Here is a 14,204-nt window from a genome sequence, read left to right on the forward strand (position 1 = left end):
ATTTTCTTAACTTCAATTTGTCTTGATTCATATCGTCTAAGATATGGAAAATTTTAATGAAAGAACGTTGAAATACGAAATTAAGTAAGTTAGAGACGCGTCTTGAGTTAATTAATGCAAATAATTTTTGGGCAAAAATTAATAAACTTTAGAAGTGTTAACTTCTATTGTTATTTGCTGGTTTATTGTGAGTTTTTACTCATAGTTTAATAAATTAGAACTTCTACTTTTTTAGACTTAATTTATTGTCTAAATAAGACTTCCTTTGCTTGATCCACTCACGATTTTTAGAAAGCCAGTTGTTGAATTTTTGAATAATGCTCTTGTGATGAATACTTGAGAGATGATATGAGTACTCTTTCTTAGGAAGATGATGAGCAAAGACAATATTACTAAGTGAGTTCTCTCTTATTTGTCTATTGATAATGTCCTCATGAAAGTAGCCTATTTGGGCCCTTCCTTTCGCAATAAAGTTTACAAGACTACGGCCTGTGTCGATCTCATATTTTTTGATTTCTTTATGAGAGATTTCTTTTTGAAAGAATGGAACAGTGTATCCTCTAATCGTCGCAATAGTTTTAATCTCATCCCTTTTTACAATTGCATTGGAAAAGAAAACTCCAGTACTTTTTGTCACTGTGTTTGAGAAAATGATATTTTGCTTGTTACTTTTAGAAACCCATTGAGGATTATCTGGAAATATAAAATCAACTTTCCCTTCTTTTGAGAGTTGAACATAGCGCTTGATCGGATAGGACTTGAGTATGAATTCTATATTTTGATCTTTAGAAAATTTTTCAATGATATCGACTAATAGTCCTCGTTGAATTCTTTCTGAAACTTCATATTGAGGAAAGAAGTTTTGTTTTGGAAAGGCGACGATATATTTCTTTGCCTGAGCTGCTTGGCCTTCTAGACTAAAAAGACTTCCAAGTAAGATGAGTGCTTTTAAGAGTTTTCTATTCATAGAAGTAGTATACTTTGCTGCAACGATCTATAAAAGAGTGCAAAGTTTGAATTTTCGTGACTTGTTGCATTCTCTTTAGTAGAAAGTAGGCATTATGAGTCTAAATAATTTATCTAAAACAATACTTCTTATTTTTGTTTGTTCCTTTACATTCTCTTTTGAGCTTTGCCCTCCAAAAGTTGGGAACTTCTTTGCTGGTTGTGAAGAGGATGGTTGCGAGATCTTGCGTTACCCAAAGGCCGTTAAGAGTGTCAGAATTTACGAAAGACCTGATCTCTCGTCAAAGGTTGTGGATAGATTAGAGCGTTGTGAGAAGTTTCATGGACTTTAAGAAAATGTTGTTAACTAAGAAGATTGGTTTTGGGACTCTTAAAGTTGATAAGTTCATGGATCAACGACTTAATGGTTCAAAAGGTAAGAGTTTCAAAGCTATTCAGGCCACAGGCAATGGTTTTTACAAAGTCTGTGTTGATAATAAAATTTACGAAGTTGATGTTGCCGAAATTTCTACCGAGCAAAAGGTAAGAAATGAGCTGTGGATTGAAATTAAAACTCCTCGAGGTATTACAGGATATGCTCGTGGTAATAGACCATTTTATATGGGACAGCTTAATTTTGATTCGACACTTCTTTGCCCAAAAGAGCGTCATACTGAGATCGGAGTCAAGGTCTCTGAAGTGGAATTGACGAATTTAGAAAAACGCAATCAGGCCATTTTTAAAAAGATTTCTCCTAGTCGCTGGGATGGTGAGTATTTTCATATAGCACAGAAGCAGTGCTATAAAGTCTTTAGAAAGGGGGCACAGCTTTTCCAAAAAAAGGCGGCCTGCACGCAAAAGTTTACAAAATAAAGGATAATACAATTTTTCGTGTCATTGTTTTTACTTAAATTAGAGCAGTGATTTTCTAATTGCCTGAAAATATATTCAGTAGTCTAGTTTTGCTAAGTTTACTCTATAATATTAATTCATTTATAAAAGAATCCGATAGAGTTTAAGTATGCTAGTTAAAGACTTTTTTAAACTTATATTCAAAGATACTCTCTTGACTTTTACAAGTCTTGTAACACTCTTGGTTATTTTCTCATTGATATTCTATTTTGGTAGAAAGGGCTATAGTGGTCAGAATTTCGAAGAGGGTGTTGATACGGGTGATATTTCGCATAAAATACCAATCTTGAATCAAAATAATAGAGATAAGTTAGTCACATCTCTTAAGAGGACACCTGCTTCAATTAAAAAAAGGGAAAATGATAGTACAAGTTTTCAAAGAAGGGATAGAACTAGAGTTGAACAGTCTAGGATTTCTTTTGATAATCATCCTGAGTTTGAGGCAGGAAGAAATAAAGTTTTACCTAAAACCACGTTTAAAAAATCAGCTATAAGTAATAGGGGTGATGTGGATAATACCACTCATTATGAGAGTGCTACACCTGAGGAAACGTATAAAATATTGTTAGATGATCCAATTGTAGATATTACTAATTCCTCAAAAGCAAGCACCGGTGAAGATACGGCTCGATTTTCTCAATTTGGGTTGTTTGATGGGAGTTCTTCAAATAATGGTAATAATAGTTTTACTTGTACTTATAGTAGAGCTCAGGGAACATACTCTTCAGCTACGACTGTCTCAATCTCATGTAGTGAACCTGCCCAGATATATTACTGTGTACATGTTGGAATAGGAACATGTGACCCCATTTCTAGCCCGTCTCTTTATTCTGGACCTCTTTCAATTGGACCAGCAGATAATACATATAAAGTCTCTTTCTATGGTAGTAATAATTCGTCCAGTACAAGTGTTGTAGACTTAACATATGTGATTGACTCTTCAACACCTAGCTTAACAGTTAATTTTCCCAAGCTTCAATTGCAAACAACTGAGTTACCTCTATCAAATAATACTCAATCATTAAGTTTTGGTAAGCCTCAACATTTCTACCATCAATTTAACTTCAAATCACATAATCCAACTAGCTCCGGTTTAAATTGGTCATGTGAAGATATTGTTTCTAATTATGTATCCCTTTCGAGTCCTCCTGTAGCAATTATTCAGGATGATTTTGATATCTCTGTATTGAGTGTTTCGGATCAAATAAATCAAAGTGTTGATCTAGCGAGGTTGGAAGTCGGTGATAATTATATTGTGACTGTTATTGAGGATAGAAGCCTTAATGCCTTTACATGTCAGACTCAAAATATAGAGATCGTTGATTTTCCTATTCAAAGCTTTTCTGCTTCAGGACCAACTCCTGTTAGTGGTTCAGTTAGAGAATTTTCAGGTCAATTTCAATCTTATAGTCACTTTCAGTCTCCTCCTTCTTTGACAAATTCAGGCTCTTCAAAAAATCAAAAAGTTGGTCTAATTCTCGAACACGGTCAAATGACAATATCTCACTAAATCTTTTAATAATGCCCTTATGTCATGTATTTGAGGCGTAAATCTAGAAACTTTATGCAGACACTTAATTCTAAGTAATTGTAATTTAGAACCTCTGAAACCTCCTTCTTTCTAAATGTTATACCTTTAGTAATCGATATGTATTTATATGGATTGCATTAGGGAGGAATATTGATTTTGTTTAAGATGGTAGGAAGAATACTTCTATTCATTATTGTAGTAGTAAATACTCATGTATTTGCAAATACCGATAAGCTTGGTTACTCTGGACGACTTGTACAGTCGGATGGAACACCTGTATCAGGAAGTCCTAATCTAAAATTCGAACTCTATTATTCTAATGACCTTGTGACGATTCAAGCTTGGCAGCAAATCAATAGCGTTGCTCTTTCAAATGGGATTTTTACTGTTGAGTTGGATTTTGATAATGCGGGAACATTTCCAGGAATTTATTCTAATATTAACGATATTATGAGAAATATTCCTTCCGGACACAATCTTATGATCCGTGTTCACGACCTCTCTAATACGATTTCATATGATTATCAAAATATTCTCTCTGTTCCAATGGCTCATAGAGCACAAAAGGCGAGTGAGGCCGAAGCAGTTAGCGCTGGAGCAATTACACCAGCTATGATAGATCTCACCGCCAGTTGTAGTGACGGTGAAGTCTTCTCAAAGAATGGAGCCAAGTTTACTTGTATCTCTCCGAGTTCTGGAAGCTTAACTTCTATAACTGCTGGAACTGGACTTACTGGTGGAACGATTACAACATCGGGAACTATTGCTGTTGATGTAGGAACCTCTGCAAATAAAATTGTTCAACTCGATGGTAGTGGGCGATTACCTAATGTTGATGGGAGTCAACTGACAAATCTACCTAACCCGACAACATCAACTGTTCTTAGTGGATTCACTGTTGGATCGAACTCTACAGTAGATAATAGTGACACTGTTGAAGGTGCCATTGAAAAAATTCAGGGACAAATAAACGCAACAAATACTTCTGTTGCAACAAAAGCTGTCATTGGTACTGCTGCGGGAAATGCCGTCGATATTTCTACAGTCTTGAGTTGTAGTGCCACAGAAAAGCTCCAGATGAGTGCAGGGCCTGTTTATACATGGTCATGTGTTAGTGACTTAGATACACGAAATACTATTTCAACAGCAACGGGACTTGGGACTAGTGACACTGTTGTGCCATCTCAAAATGCGGTTAAGTCCTATGTTGATACGGCAACGACTGGCTTGGGATCAGGTGACTTGAAAAAAGATGGTTCTGTTGCGATGACTGGTAATTTAAATCTTGATGGAAATGATATTGAAAATATTGGTAATCTTCGATTAAGAGATGGTGATACGAACCTTGTCGAAATTCGCACACCGGTTAACTTGGCCGCTGATTACTTCTTGGTTCTGCCTGGGGATGAGGGAAGTGCTGGACAAGTCTTAACAACAGATGGAGCAGGTATTCTCTCATGGACAACTCCTTCAACTGCAAGTGGAGATATTACTGATGTGATTGCTGGTGTTGGTTTAACGGGTGGATCAACAAGTGGTTCTGCAACTCTCAATGTCAATGTGGGAGTCGGGGCAAATCAAATTGTTCAACTAGATGCAAGCTCACGCCTTCCTGCTGTTGATGGTTCTCAATTAACGAATCTTCCAAGTGCTTCTAGTTCTGTACTGAGTGGATTTGTTACTGGTGCTGATACAACGGTGACAAATGTTGATACGATAGAGGTTGCAATTGAAAAGTTGCAAGGGCAAGTGAATGGAAATAATACTGACATTGCGACTAAGGAACCATCACTAAGTGCAGGGACAACATCGCAATATTATCGAGGTGATAAATCTTGGCAAACACTCAATACAACTGCTGTCGTTGAAGGGACAAACCAATATTTTACTGATGCAAGAGCAAAGGCATCGGCGGTCGTTAATTCGACTGCTGGATCACAAACAGATCAGGCCGCATCAGTTTCTGCAATGAAGACTTATGTTCTATCACAAACAAGTGGTTTAACTTCAAGTCAGTGGACAACAAGTGGTAGTGATATTTATTTTAATACTGGAAAAGTTGGTGTTGGTATAAGTTCACCTCAGGCGGTTTTAGAGGCAATCTCATCAACAGACGGTGCCTTAACAGCAGGTGATAACTCTAATGATAATAGTGGGACAGGATCAATTGTTCTTGGTGGTAATAACTCTGTATGGGGAACGTATTCCGTCGCTATAGGAAATGGAAATAACGCTGGAACAGATGGCGTGGCCATTGGTCTTGGATCGACTGCATCGGCAACAGGCTCTTCTGTTGCAATTGGATATGGTGCAACGGCAAGTGGAGCGAGATCACAAACGCTTGGGGATTCATCAGTATCAATTGCACAAAGAAGTACGGCCGTTGGATATGGAACTAGAACTGACTCTTATGCTTCAACAGTTGTAGGGAGCTATAATGAAACGATTGCCGGAAGTTCTGATTCATGGATCGCTACAGAGCCTATCTTTGTGGTTGGTAATGGAGCATCAAGTGCTGCTCGATCAAATGCAGTAACTATTTTAAAAAATGGAAATGTTGGTGTTGGTACAGCATCGCCAGCTGTTAAGCTTGACGTTGATACAGGAGTCATTAATGCTGCTGAAATATGTGATGAAAATAATGCTAATTGTATAGATCTTTCAGCTGGTAGCTCAGGGGATAATTTTGGTAATCACACAGCTTCTCAAAATATTATTATGGGAACTAACTTCCTAAGTGGAGATGGTGATAGTGAAGGTGTCTATGTAAATGGATATGGATTTGTTGGGATCGGGACTACTAGTCCATCAAATCATCTTCATGTTGAAGGGGGAGCATTTATAAAAAATACTCTTAATTTAAAAGCTGATGGGGGACTAAAATGGTCCAATCCAAGCCTTGGACAGACATCAAAACTATTATCTCGAAAAGGAGCAACGGCAACAACCATGGGAACCCATGTTGAACTTTGGACTTCTGGTGGAGGACTTGATATCAAAAACCCTTGGGGATTATCGTCACTATTTGTTCAAATGGGTGGCAGCTCTGATTCTGGGAATGTCGGAATTGGGACAACAAGCCCTTCTTATAAGCTTCATGTTGTTGGACAGGTCGCAGGGAATGCAGCTTTTGTTAATACTTCTGATGTGAGATATAAAGAGAATATTAAAGTTATTCCAAATGCGCTAGATAAAGTATTGGCCTTAAGTGGAGTTTACTTTGATTGGAGAACTAAAGAGTTCCCTGAGATGAACTTTGTGGAAAGAAGAGATATGGGTCTTATTGCACAAGATATTGAAGAAGTTTTTCCTGAAGCCGTTGTTGAAGATAGTAAGGGAATGAAGTCTGTCGCCTATTCTAAACTCGTTGCGCCTATCGTCGAGGCGACGAAAGAGCAACAAAGAATCATTGCTTCACTTGAAGACGAGAATAAGAGAATAAAAGACGAGAATGCTATGATAAAAGCTTATCTCTGCCAAAAAGATCCAAACGCTCCATTCTGTCAGAAATAGGCTAGGCATGAATATGGGGCTTCATGCCTAGAATTTATCTAATCTCTACGATTAAGTTTAGAAAGTAATCTTAGAATTTCAATATAGAGCCATACTAAAGTAATAAGTAGGGCAAAGCTTGAATACCACTCCATATACTTTGGAGCACCAGCTCTTACACCGTGTTCAATTGAATCAAAGTCTAAGACTAGGTTTAGGGCCGCAATGGCCACAACGAAGAGGCTAAATCCAATTCCAATTGGTCCTGCTGAGTGGATGAAAGGTATTTGAATTGAGAAGAAAGAAAGAATGAACCCCACGAGGTAGACGATTCCTATTCCCGCAGTTGCAGCGAAGATAACTTTCTTAAATGTTCCCGTGGCCTTGATAAATCCCCAACGATACATTAGTAATAAAGAGATAAAAGTTCCAAATGTTAAGCAGACTGCATTGAATACGATTCCCTGAAATTTATAATTGTAAACGGCAGAAATCACACCTAAGAGTAACCCTTCACTAAAGGCGTATAGTGGCGCCGTGATTGGAGACCACTCTTTTTTAAAGATTGTTACGAGGGCCAGAATAAAAGCAAGAATTCCCGATCCAAACATAATTGCTGGTGAAGGAGCGGCCCCTTGTGAAAGAGCATCTAGCGTTGTATTCCAACCATAAATAAAAGTCGTCAGTAAAAAGACAAGTAAGAGCATTCCCTTGTTTGCCACACCTGCAAAAGTCATTCTTTCTTGGGTCGCTGAGACTTGGAAAGTATCTTTTTTTAGTGCAGGGTTTGATGAATTGATCATAGATCCTCCTTAATTCTTATACGAATCTATTATAACAAATTTCTTGTTTTGGTTAAGTACATTCGAGTTTTTAAATATCTTTTTTAGTTTCACGTGATAGCCCAAGTGTCGGTTTCCGATCACTCTGATAAGACCTTCTGGAGTCAGGGCGCGCTTGGCATCGTGAAACATCTGCCATGCAATGAAGTCACCAATTGTATTTCCTTGGTGGAAGGGGGGATTACAAAGTACAACTTGTACTTTGGGGAGGTCCTCTTGCTCATAACAATTCATCCAAATAAATTGTGCTTCATCATCAAAGAATTTTTGGTAATTAATTCTCGCACTTTTGATGGCCATATAGGAATCATCGACAAAGATAATTTGAGCCGTTGGATTTAACTTCTTGGCCATAATTCCAACGATACCATTAGCGCAACCTAGATCAAGGATTGGGCCTTGTTGATCCTTTGGAAGGTTCTCGATAAAGAATCGAGTTCCAATATCTAACTTATCTCTAGAAAAGAGATTCGAGAGATTGGTTAGGGGACTTTCAAGTCCTTGTACGTGGAGATCTTTTGGTTTGTATCGAGATTGATCGACGACTTCTTTTCTAGCATAGATAAGTCTGGCCTTCTTCTTTGCTAAGCTAGTTGTCGTTTCACCTAGATATTTTTGGATAAGATCAAAATTACTCTTTGGCATATGCTTAATCATCCCTGCAAAAATGGCAAGAGAGTGTTCATGCATAACCCTTTGTAGGTGACAGAGAATATCCTCTAGAAAGCTCAAACTCTTTGGGAGTTTAATCAGGATATAATCATACCTTATGTTGGGATCTAATAATTCTAAATCATTGATGAGTTGGCATTGCTCGAGCTTATTCTCGCTAAGATTTTTCACAATACCTTTTTGAGAGACATAGCTATCAATATAAGAAGTTCTGTCATATTGAGACAGTCCACACGTCAGAGCACCAAAACTGTCATTAATAATAAGTATCTTTTTCTTAGATAGTTCACGCTTTTTAAGGTCTTGGAGAATAAGCTCATCAGCGGCATCCCAAGCACGTAAGTTGTCATCCCTTGTCTCAGGATAACGCTTTAAAATAAGCTTTTGAGAATCCTGCAAAAGAGGATTGTTAAAGTAAATTTCCATAGAATATTTTTATCATATTCTATTTAAGATTGATAACTTTTTGCAGTAGCTGGTCTGAAGTATTGAAGACTTTTGAGTTGGCCGCAAATGTGGCCTGAGTCGACATTAAGTTGACATACTCGTTAGCAATATCCACATTGGACATTTCTATCGATTGGGCCAGGACATTTCCTCGACCATCAGAGCCAGGTGTTCCAAGGGAAGCTTGTCCTGATGAATTTGTTTCGACATAGAGGTTGCTACCAACCTTTTTGAGCCCTTGATTATTTTGAAACTTTCCAACCATAACTTGGGCAATGTCCTTGATTTCTCCATTATCAAAATAGGCCTGCATCATTCCATCGGCCCCAAAGCCAATAGATTTTAGTGTCGCCAATTTATTTCCATCTGCCCTAAATTTTGAAACACTTGATTTTGTCCCATAAGTCGTTGAGGCATTGGCCCCATCACCACCATCTGCAATAGATTCACCAAAGTCAAAATTTACTTCTTGTGCTCCGGCATCTGCAAAGTTTAGTGTTGAGACAAGCTTATTTTCATTTTGTAGAACACCGTTATTGAAAGTTAGAACTCCTGAGGCCCCAGGATATTGTTGTCCTTCTTGACCATTTGGAAAATCTTTTCCATCAATCATAGCATTGTATTGCCATTGATTATTATCGACTTTTGTAAAATAGACAGTGACATATCTTTCTTTACCAGTTGAATCGAAGACTTTGACTTCCTTTGAAAAATTTGAGGTTTGTGAAGGGTTTTGAGGATCAAAAATTTTATTATCTTCTCTAGCATCTAGGTTCAACGTGAGATCCACATTGGCCGTTGCTTTGGCTGGTCTCTCTATTTCACTAATCTTTAAAACACTCTGCTGAGTTGTGACCTTTCCGTCATCTCCAACACGGTAACCTTGTACCTTATGGCCATCTCCAGTTACGAGTTCTCCATCTTTATTAAATTGAAAAGATCCATCTCTTGTGTACGCCGCTCCAAATGGTGTTTCAACACGAAAGAAACCCTCTCCACTAATGGCCATATCTGTTCCCGCTGCGGATCTTGAGATCTCCCCTTGGGCCATATTCAATTTTGTGATGGAGTGTTTTGTTCCGGCCATATGGGAAGTAGGGTTGACACCTGAATCAAAAGAATCTGACAGGGCCTCTTCAAATTCTGCGTTACTTGATTTAAATCCGTGAGTTCCCGCATTGGCAATATTGTCCGAGACAGAGCTCATTTTCTTGCTACTTGCTTGGCTTCCAGAAATACTATTTTGTAATGAATTGAGTAGTCCCATTTGTTCCTCCTGAACGGGCAGACTATCTTATTGTCCCATGTACAGGGGCAGAAGCAAGATAAATTTACTTACAAGTAATTTTTAATTGGTGTCACAATGCGTCTATCTTGAGTAATTGATTCGAGCTTCTCAAGTTTTGGTATTGAAGTCACTGTAATCTTATCGCGATTCTTATAAAGAATTAAGCTTCCCATTATAATGAGGAAAATTGCAAAAACCTTCTTCAGTGTTTGTTGCGGAACTTTATTCATGAGTTTGGCACCAACGATTATTCCTAGACTTGTAAAAATAATGAATGTTCCAAGAAAGGACCATGGCACTGTGATCTGATTAAGGTAACCTACAAAACCACTTAGTGAGTTCAAAGATATAATGAGAAGTGATGTTCCCACCGACTGTCTCATAGAAATCCCTGTCAAAAGAACAAGCGTTGGAACAATAAGAAATCCTCCTCCAACACCAACGATACCAGTGACAATTCCAATTGCTATGGCCTGTAATCCTATGACAAAGTAATTGAGCTTCTTATCTTGTTGGGCCCCAACGTCCTTTCTTCCTTTAAACATAAAGACACTGGCCAAGATCATGATCACCGCAAAGAGGATAAGTTGAGTTGAGCCCGACATATAGGCCGCAATCTTTGCACCAAGAAATGTTCCAATCATTGCGAATGGGGCGAAGATCATTGCTACAGATAAGTTAATATTCTTATTTCTAAAATGGGTGATAGATCCAATTAAACTTGTACTACCAACTATAGCCAGACTGAGGGCAATTGAGAGTTTTGGGTCCATTTTAAGAACATAGACTAGTATAGGGACAGTCAAAATTGAACCTCCACCACCGAGTAGGCCCAGACTAAGTCCAATTAATGTCGCTAATAAATATCCTAAAATCATAATCCCTCCGTAGATTGATTATAGAGGTAAAGATCATCAAAGACATTGATGATGATCAACCTTTTTTAAATCATTCTACTCATCAAGTTCTTCAGCTCTTTCGTAGAGTTTCTCTATACTAGGGATTACAATTCCACGACCTTCTTTAACAATGAGGCCCTCTTTTTCAAGTCTTCCTAAGACTCTTGAGACTGTTTCCGTCTTTGCGCCACAGTATTCTCCGATCTCTTTTCTCGTCCACTTGTGATCAGGATAGCGTGTTTTGATGAAGGCAAGGGCCTGGATAATTCGACTTGTAACATTGGAGTTGGCCAGATCTCTGAATTTATTTTCGGCCCTTCTCAATTCCTTTGCCAGAACTTGGGCCACATGCATGAGAATATTTGGCTTTGCATGGACTATATTGTCAAAGTCGGAACTTGGTATAAAGATAAGTTCTGAATCGACGAGGGCCATTGTCGTGGCATGGTAATCTTCATTACTTATAAGTGAACGATGACCAAAGAAATAGTTTGGCCCAAAAACTCTTAATAGAGTTTCATTGCCATTTGGGGCAAAAGTGATAAGCCCTATATGGCCATTTTTAACGTGATAGACACCTGTTGGGGCATCCCCTTGATGGTAGATAATCTCACCCTTTTTTACTTTGACAGTAACGAGATGTTTGATTTGTTCATCATCTAATTGGGACAATAAGTCATATTTTTCACTAAATTCGAAGCTCATGTTCATATTTTACTCAACTTATTTGACGATGGTCATGTTTTTTATTCAAATATTCCTATAAATTTATTTGTAAGGATTGATAAACCATTAGGGGAAGGAAGACATATGAAGATACAGACATTTTTTGATAAGGATACATTCACTTTGACATATATTGTCTATGATGAGGCCACAAAAGATGCAGTCATTATTGACCCCGTCTATAATTTTGATCCTCACTCTGGAAAACTTAGTCAAGAAAGTTTTGAGATCGCAAAAGAATTTATTCAAGAGAACTCTCTTCATCTTCATTATATTCTAGAGACACATGTGCATGCGGATCACTTGTCTTCATCACAGCTATTAAAGAATATTTATCCGCAAGCAAAGATTGTCATTCACGAGAATATTAAATTAGTGCAAGAAGTTTTCACTCCCGTTTTTAATATGGCACAACAATGTCAATGTGACGGCTCTCAATTCGACCAACTTGTGAAGGACGAAGAAGTTCTGAGCGCCGGAAGCCTTAGTATAAAAGTTATTGCAACTCCTGGGCATACTCCTGCCTGTGTTAGTTATCTTATTGGTGATGCCTTATTCACTGGAGATGCTATCTTCATGCCAGATATGGGAACAGGACGTTGTGACTTTCCAAAAGGGGATGCCGAAATGCTTTATGACTCTTTGATGAAGGTTTACCAACTTCCAGAAGAAACAAGAATCTTTGTAGGGCACGATTATGGGCCAGGTGGCAGAGAAATTGAGTGGGAGACAACTGTTAAGGCCCAGAAAGAAAGAAATATTCAACTCAAAGGTGATACGTCAAAAGAAGAATTTGTGACTTTTAGAAAGAATCGAGATGCCCAATTAAATGCACCAAGACTTCTTCTTCCAAGTATCCAAGTGAATATGAGAGCAGGGCATTTACCTGAAGAAGAATCAAACGGAACTCGTTATATAAAAATTCCATTGGGGCTCTAATGAAGTTAATCATTACACTAGGACTTTTAACAAGTGTCTATACTCAAGAAGCAAATTATTCAGAACTAGGTAAGAAAGCACTTAAGCCTTTAAAGATGGGGCTAATGAAAGAGCTCAAGCAGGGAATTAAAACCCATGGGGTGAGCGGTGCCATTGGAACTTGTCAGCTTAAGGCGCCGGTTGTAACTGAAGAGGTTTCAACGCCCAGTTATACAGTTGGACGTTCATCATCAAAGTATAGAAATCCAAAGAATAAACCACAGGCATGGATGGAAGATGTCTTGAAGAGTTATGAAACAACGGCTTCCAAAGATTCTCAAGTCATTCGTTTAAAAACAGGTGAAACGGCTTATGTAGAGCCAATCTATCTAAAAGGACTCTGTTTGAATTGTCATGGGGCTAAACTTTCAAAGAGCGTCGAAAGCGAGTTAGCTAAACTCTATCCTAATGATAAGGCCAAGGGTTATAAAGCGAATGACTTTCGTGGGATCTTTTGGGTTAAATTCAAATAAGTTTAAAAGAGTTGATTTATCGACATGATACGAGTCACAAATTGTAGGATATCAGTTTGAGTAACAATACCTACCAAGATATGTTTCTCGTTAACGACAGGTAGAGCACCTAGTTTTTCATGGAGCATAATCTTCGCAATATCTTGAAGCCTTGTTGTATCAAGACAAGTCAAAACTTTTTCACTCATTAAAGTCTCAATCGTTCCATTCAAGGGTTTCGCGAGAAAATCTTTTTCCGAAATTATTCCAATAAGTGTCTGCTCGTCATTGATAACAGGGATGTGGCGAAATCCATATTTATCCATCATTTCGATTCCCTCCTGTCGTGAAGCTCTGTAGGAGAGAACCCTTACATTTGTCGACATGATATCTCGGGCCTGATGAGGAATTCTTTCTTGCTGATACTGCTTCTCACTCTTTTGGTATGCGCTTATGCCTTGAGAGCTATGACGGTTTTTGGTGTTTTCAAAATTTCCCTCAATTGGAGTTTCGTTCTCATGATTATCTTTCAATTCTTGGGCCTGTTTGGCCTTATAGACATTTTTAACTCTATCGTAGTGAGAGAGATCTGGTAGAGGATAGGGTTGAAATTGGCCTTTGAAGGAAACTATAAAACTCATAGTGTTATTATAGCAGAGGAAGTGCCGTAGAAAAACTACGGCACAAAAACTCATAGAGAGTTCTTAACAAGATGTAAGATCTGTTTTTAATTCAATGTTAACATCATTCCAAGTCTTGCCTTCGTGAAGGGCCTTACAGGCCTTGTTGATGGCATCAAGATTTGAATGCATCATGAAATCGAAGACATCGATTGTTCCAGTCGCTGAAAGTTTAGAACCTTCAAGTGTGTACTTCATAGGAACCTTTACTTTCTTACCTTTCATGACCATTTCAGTAATCAGCATATTCTTCTTAATGGCCGTTACCTTTCCAGAAATTTTCACGTCTCTAAAGAAATTATCAACAATTTTCTTGTCTCTTCCTGTGTTCTTAGTTGAA

Annotated in this window: 13 protein-coding genes and 1 pseudogene; 6 read left to right on the plus strand and 8 right to left on the minus strand. The window is 38.0% G+C overall.

Translation table 11 applies throughout. The features are described from left to right. Positions 1-223 precede the first annotated feature (223 nt). A complete protein-coding gene (locus M901_RS02060; RefSeq protein WP_021276498.1) occupies positions 224-967 on the minus strand; it encodes a transporter substrate-binding domain-containing protein in 744 nt (247 codons plus the stop codon). A gap of 94 nt (positions 968-1,061) precedes the next feature. On the opposite strand from M901_RS02060, the gene M901_RS02065 reads away from it, so the two are divergent. From M901_RS02065 to M901_RS02080, 4 genes are all read left to right on the plus strand, one after another. Beyond that, the gene (locus tag M901_RS02065) at positions 1,062-1,298 is read left to right on the plus strand and encodes a hypothetical protein (protein ID WP_021276497.1); all 237 of its coding nucleotides are present in this window, start codon (positions 1,062-1,064) and stop codon (positions 1,296-1,298) included. Next, on the plus strand, positions 1,288-1,818 hold the full coding sequence (locus tag M901_RS02070; protein ID WP_021276504.1) for a hypothetical protein: 531 nt from the start codon (positions 1,288-1,290) through the stop codon (positions 1,816-1,818). Before M901_RS02065 ends, M901_RS02070 begins: the two co-directional genes overlap by 11 nt. Positions 1,819-1,966: 148 nt before the next feature. After that, positions 1,967-3,367, plus strand: a complete 1,401-nt coding sequence (locus M901_RS02075; RefSeq protein ID WP_021276503.1) for a chitobiase/beta-hexosaminidase C-terminal domain-containing protein — start codon at positions 1,967-1,969, stop codon at positions 3,365-3,367. Positions 3,368-3,538: 171 nt separating this feature from the next. Next, positions 3,539-6,901 carry a tail fiber domain-containing protein gene (locus M901_RS02080; RefSeq protein WP_157679767.1) on the plus strand — a complete coding sequence of 1,121 codons (3,363 nt, stop codon included), beginning with the start codon at positions 3,539-3,541 and terminating at the stop codon, positions 6,899-6,901. Positions 6,902-6,939: 38 nt separating this feature from the next. Here the strand turns inward: M901_RS02080 and M901_RS02085 are convergent, their stop codons facing one another. The 5 genes from M901_RS02085 to M901_RS02105 all read right to left on the minus strand — a co-directional run bounded on the left by M901_RS02085 (position 6,940) and on the right by M901_RS02105 (position 11,733). Continuing rightward, positions 6,940-7,680 carry a Bax inhibitor-1/YccA family protein gene (locus M901_RS02085; RefSeq protein WP_034719649.1) on the minus strand — a complete coding sequence of 247 codons (741 nt, stop codon included), beginning with the start codon at positions 7,678-7,680 and terminating at the stop codon, positions 6,940-6,942. Positions 7,681-7,692: 12 nt separating this feature from the next. Next, on the minus strand, positions 7,693-8,820 hold the full coding sequence (locus tag M901_RS02090; RefSeq protein WP_021276492.1) for a methyltransferase: 1,128 nt from the start codon (positions 8,818-8,820) through the stop codon (positions 7,693-7,695). Between the two features lie 19 nt (positions 8,821-8,839). After that, complete coding sequence (locus tag M901_RS02095) at positions 8,840-10,108, minus strand: flagellar hook protein FlgE (RefSeq protein ID WP_021276488.1); 1,269 nt, start codon at positions 10,106-10,108, stop codon at positions 8,840-8,842. A gap of 68 nt (positions 10,109-10,176) precedes the next feature. Further along, positions 10,177-11,007 (minus strand): sulfite exporter TauE/SafE family protein, encoded by an 831-nt coding sequence (locus M901_RS02100; RefSeq protein ID WP_021276511.1) that lies wholly within the window; start codon positions 11,005-11,007, stop codon positions 10,177-10,179. 75 nt (positions 11,008-11,082) lie between these two features. After that, positions 11,083-11,733: a Crp/Fnr family transcriptional regulator gene (locus M901_RS02105; RefSeq protein WP_198295321.1), complete on the minus strand. Its 651-nt coding sequence runs from the start codon at positions 11,731-11,733 to the stop codon at positions 11,083-11,085. 105 nt (positions 11,734-11,838) lie between these two features. Here M901_RS02105 and M901_RS02110 point away from each other — a divergent pair, with 105 nt between their 5' ends. Continuing rightward, positions 11,839-12,693 carry an MBL fold metallo-hydrolase gene (locus tag M901_RS02110; RefSeq protein WP_021276491.1) on the plus strand — a complete coding sequence of 285 codons (855 nt, stop codon included), beginning with the start codon at positions 11,839-11,841 and terminating at the stop codon, positions 12,691-12,693. Continuing rightward, positions 12,693-13,205, plus strand: a complete 513-nt coding sequence (locus tag M901_RS02115) for a DUF3365 domain-containing protein (RefSeq protein ID WP_021276507.1) — start codon at positions 12,693-12,695, stop codon at positions 13,203-13,205. The genes M901_RS02110 and M901_RS02115 overlap by 1 nt, the downstream gene beginning before the upstream one ends. A 2-nt stretch (positions 13,206-13,207) precedes the next feature. Here the strand turns inward: M901_RS02115 and M901_RS02120 are convergent, their stop codons facing one another. Then, positions 13,208-13,825, minus strand: a complete 618-nt coding sequence (locus tag M901_RS02120; RefSeq protein ID WP_021276494.1) for an HPP family protein — start codon at positions 13,823-13,825, stop codon at positions 13,208-13,210. A 63-nt stretch (positions 13,826-13,888) separates the two neighbouring features. Then, positions 13,889-14,204: pseudogene (locus M901_RS02125) on the minus strand (hypothetical protein); the annotation flags it as partial.

This window comes from Bacteriovorax sp. DB6_IX (assembly GCF_000447775.1).
Classification (GTDB): domain Bacteria; phylum Bdellovibrionota; class Bacteriovoracia; order Bacteriovoracales; family Bacteriovoracaceae; genus Halobacteriovorax_A.

Bases quoted from the DNA above. Each gene is read 5' to 3' on its own strand.
- M901_RS02110 (WP_021276491.1), top strand. From the start codon at position 11,839: ATGAAGATACAGACATTTTTTGATAAGGATACATTCACTTTGACATAT.
- M901_RS02115 (WP_021276507.1), top strand. From the start codon at position 12,693: ATGAAGTTAATCATTACACTAGGACTTTTAACAAGTGTCTATACTCAA.
- M901_RS02090 (WP_021276492.1), bottom strand. From the start codon at position 8,820: ATGGAAATTTACTTTAACAATCCTCTTTTGCAGGATTCTCAAAAGCTT.
- M901_RS02100 (WP_021276511.1), bottom strand. From the start codon at position 11,007: ATGATTTTAGGATATTTATTAGCGACATTAATTGGACTTAGTCTGGGC.
- M901_RS02065 (WP_021276497.1), top strand. From the start codon at position 1,062: ATGAGTCTAAATAATTTATCTAAAACAATACTTCTTATTTTTGTTTGT.
- M901_RS02095 (WP_021276488.1), bottom strand. From the start codon at position 10,108: ATGGGACTACTCAATTCATTACAAAATAGTATTTCTGGAAGCCAAGCA.
- M901_RS02075 (WP_021276503.1), top strand. From the start codon at position 1,967: ATGCTAGTTAAAGACTTTTTTAAACTTATATTCAAAGATACTCTCTTG.
- M901_RS02070 (WP_021276504.1), top strand. From the start codon at position 1,288: ATGGACTTTAAGAAAATGTTGTTAACTAAGAAGATTGGTTTTGGGACT.
- M901_RS02120 (WP_021276494.1), bottom strand. From the start codon at position 13,825: ATGAGTTTTATAGTTTCCTTCAAAGGCCAATTTCAACCCTATCCTCTA.
- M901_RS02105 (WP_198295321.1), bottom strand. From the start codon at position 11,733: ATGAGCTTCGAATTTAGTGAAAAATATGACTTATTGTCCCAATTAGAT.
- M901_RS02060 (WP_021276498.1), bottom strand. From the start codon at position 967: ATGAATAGAAAACTCTTAAAAGCACTCATCTTACTTGGAAGTCTTTTT.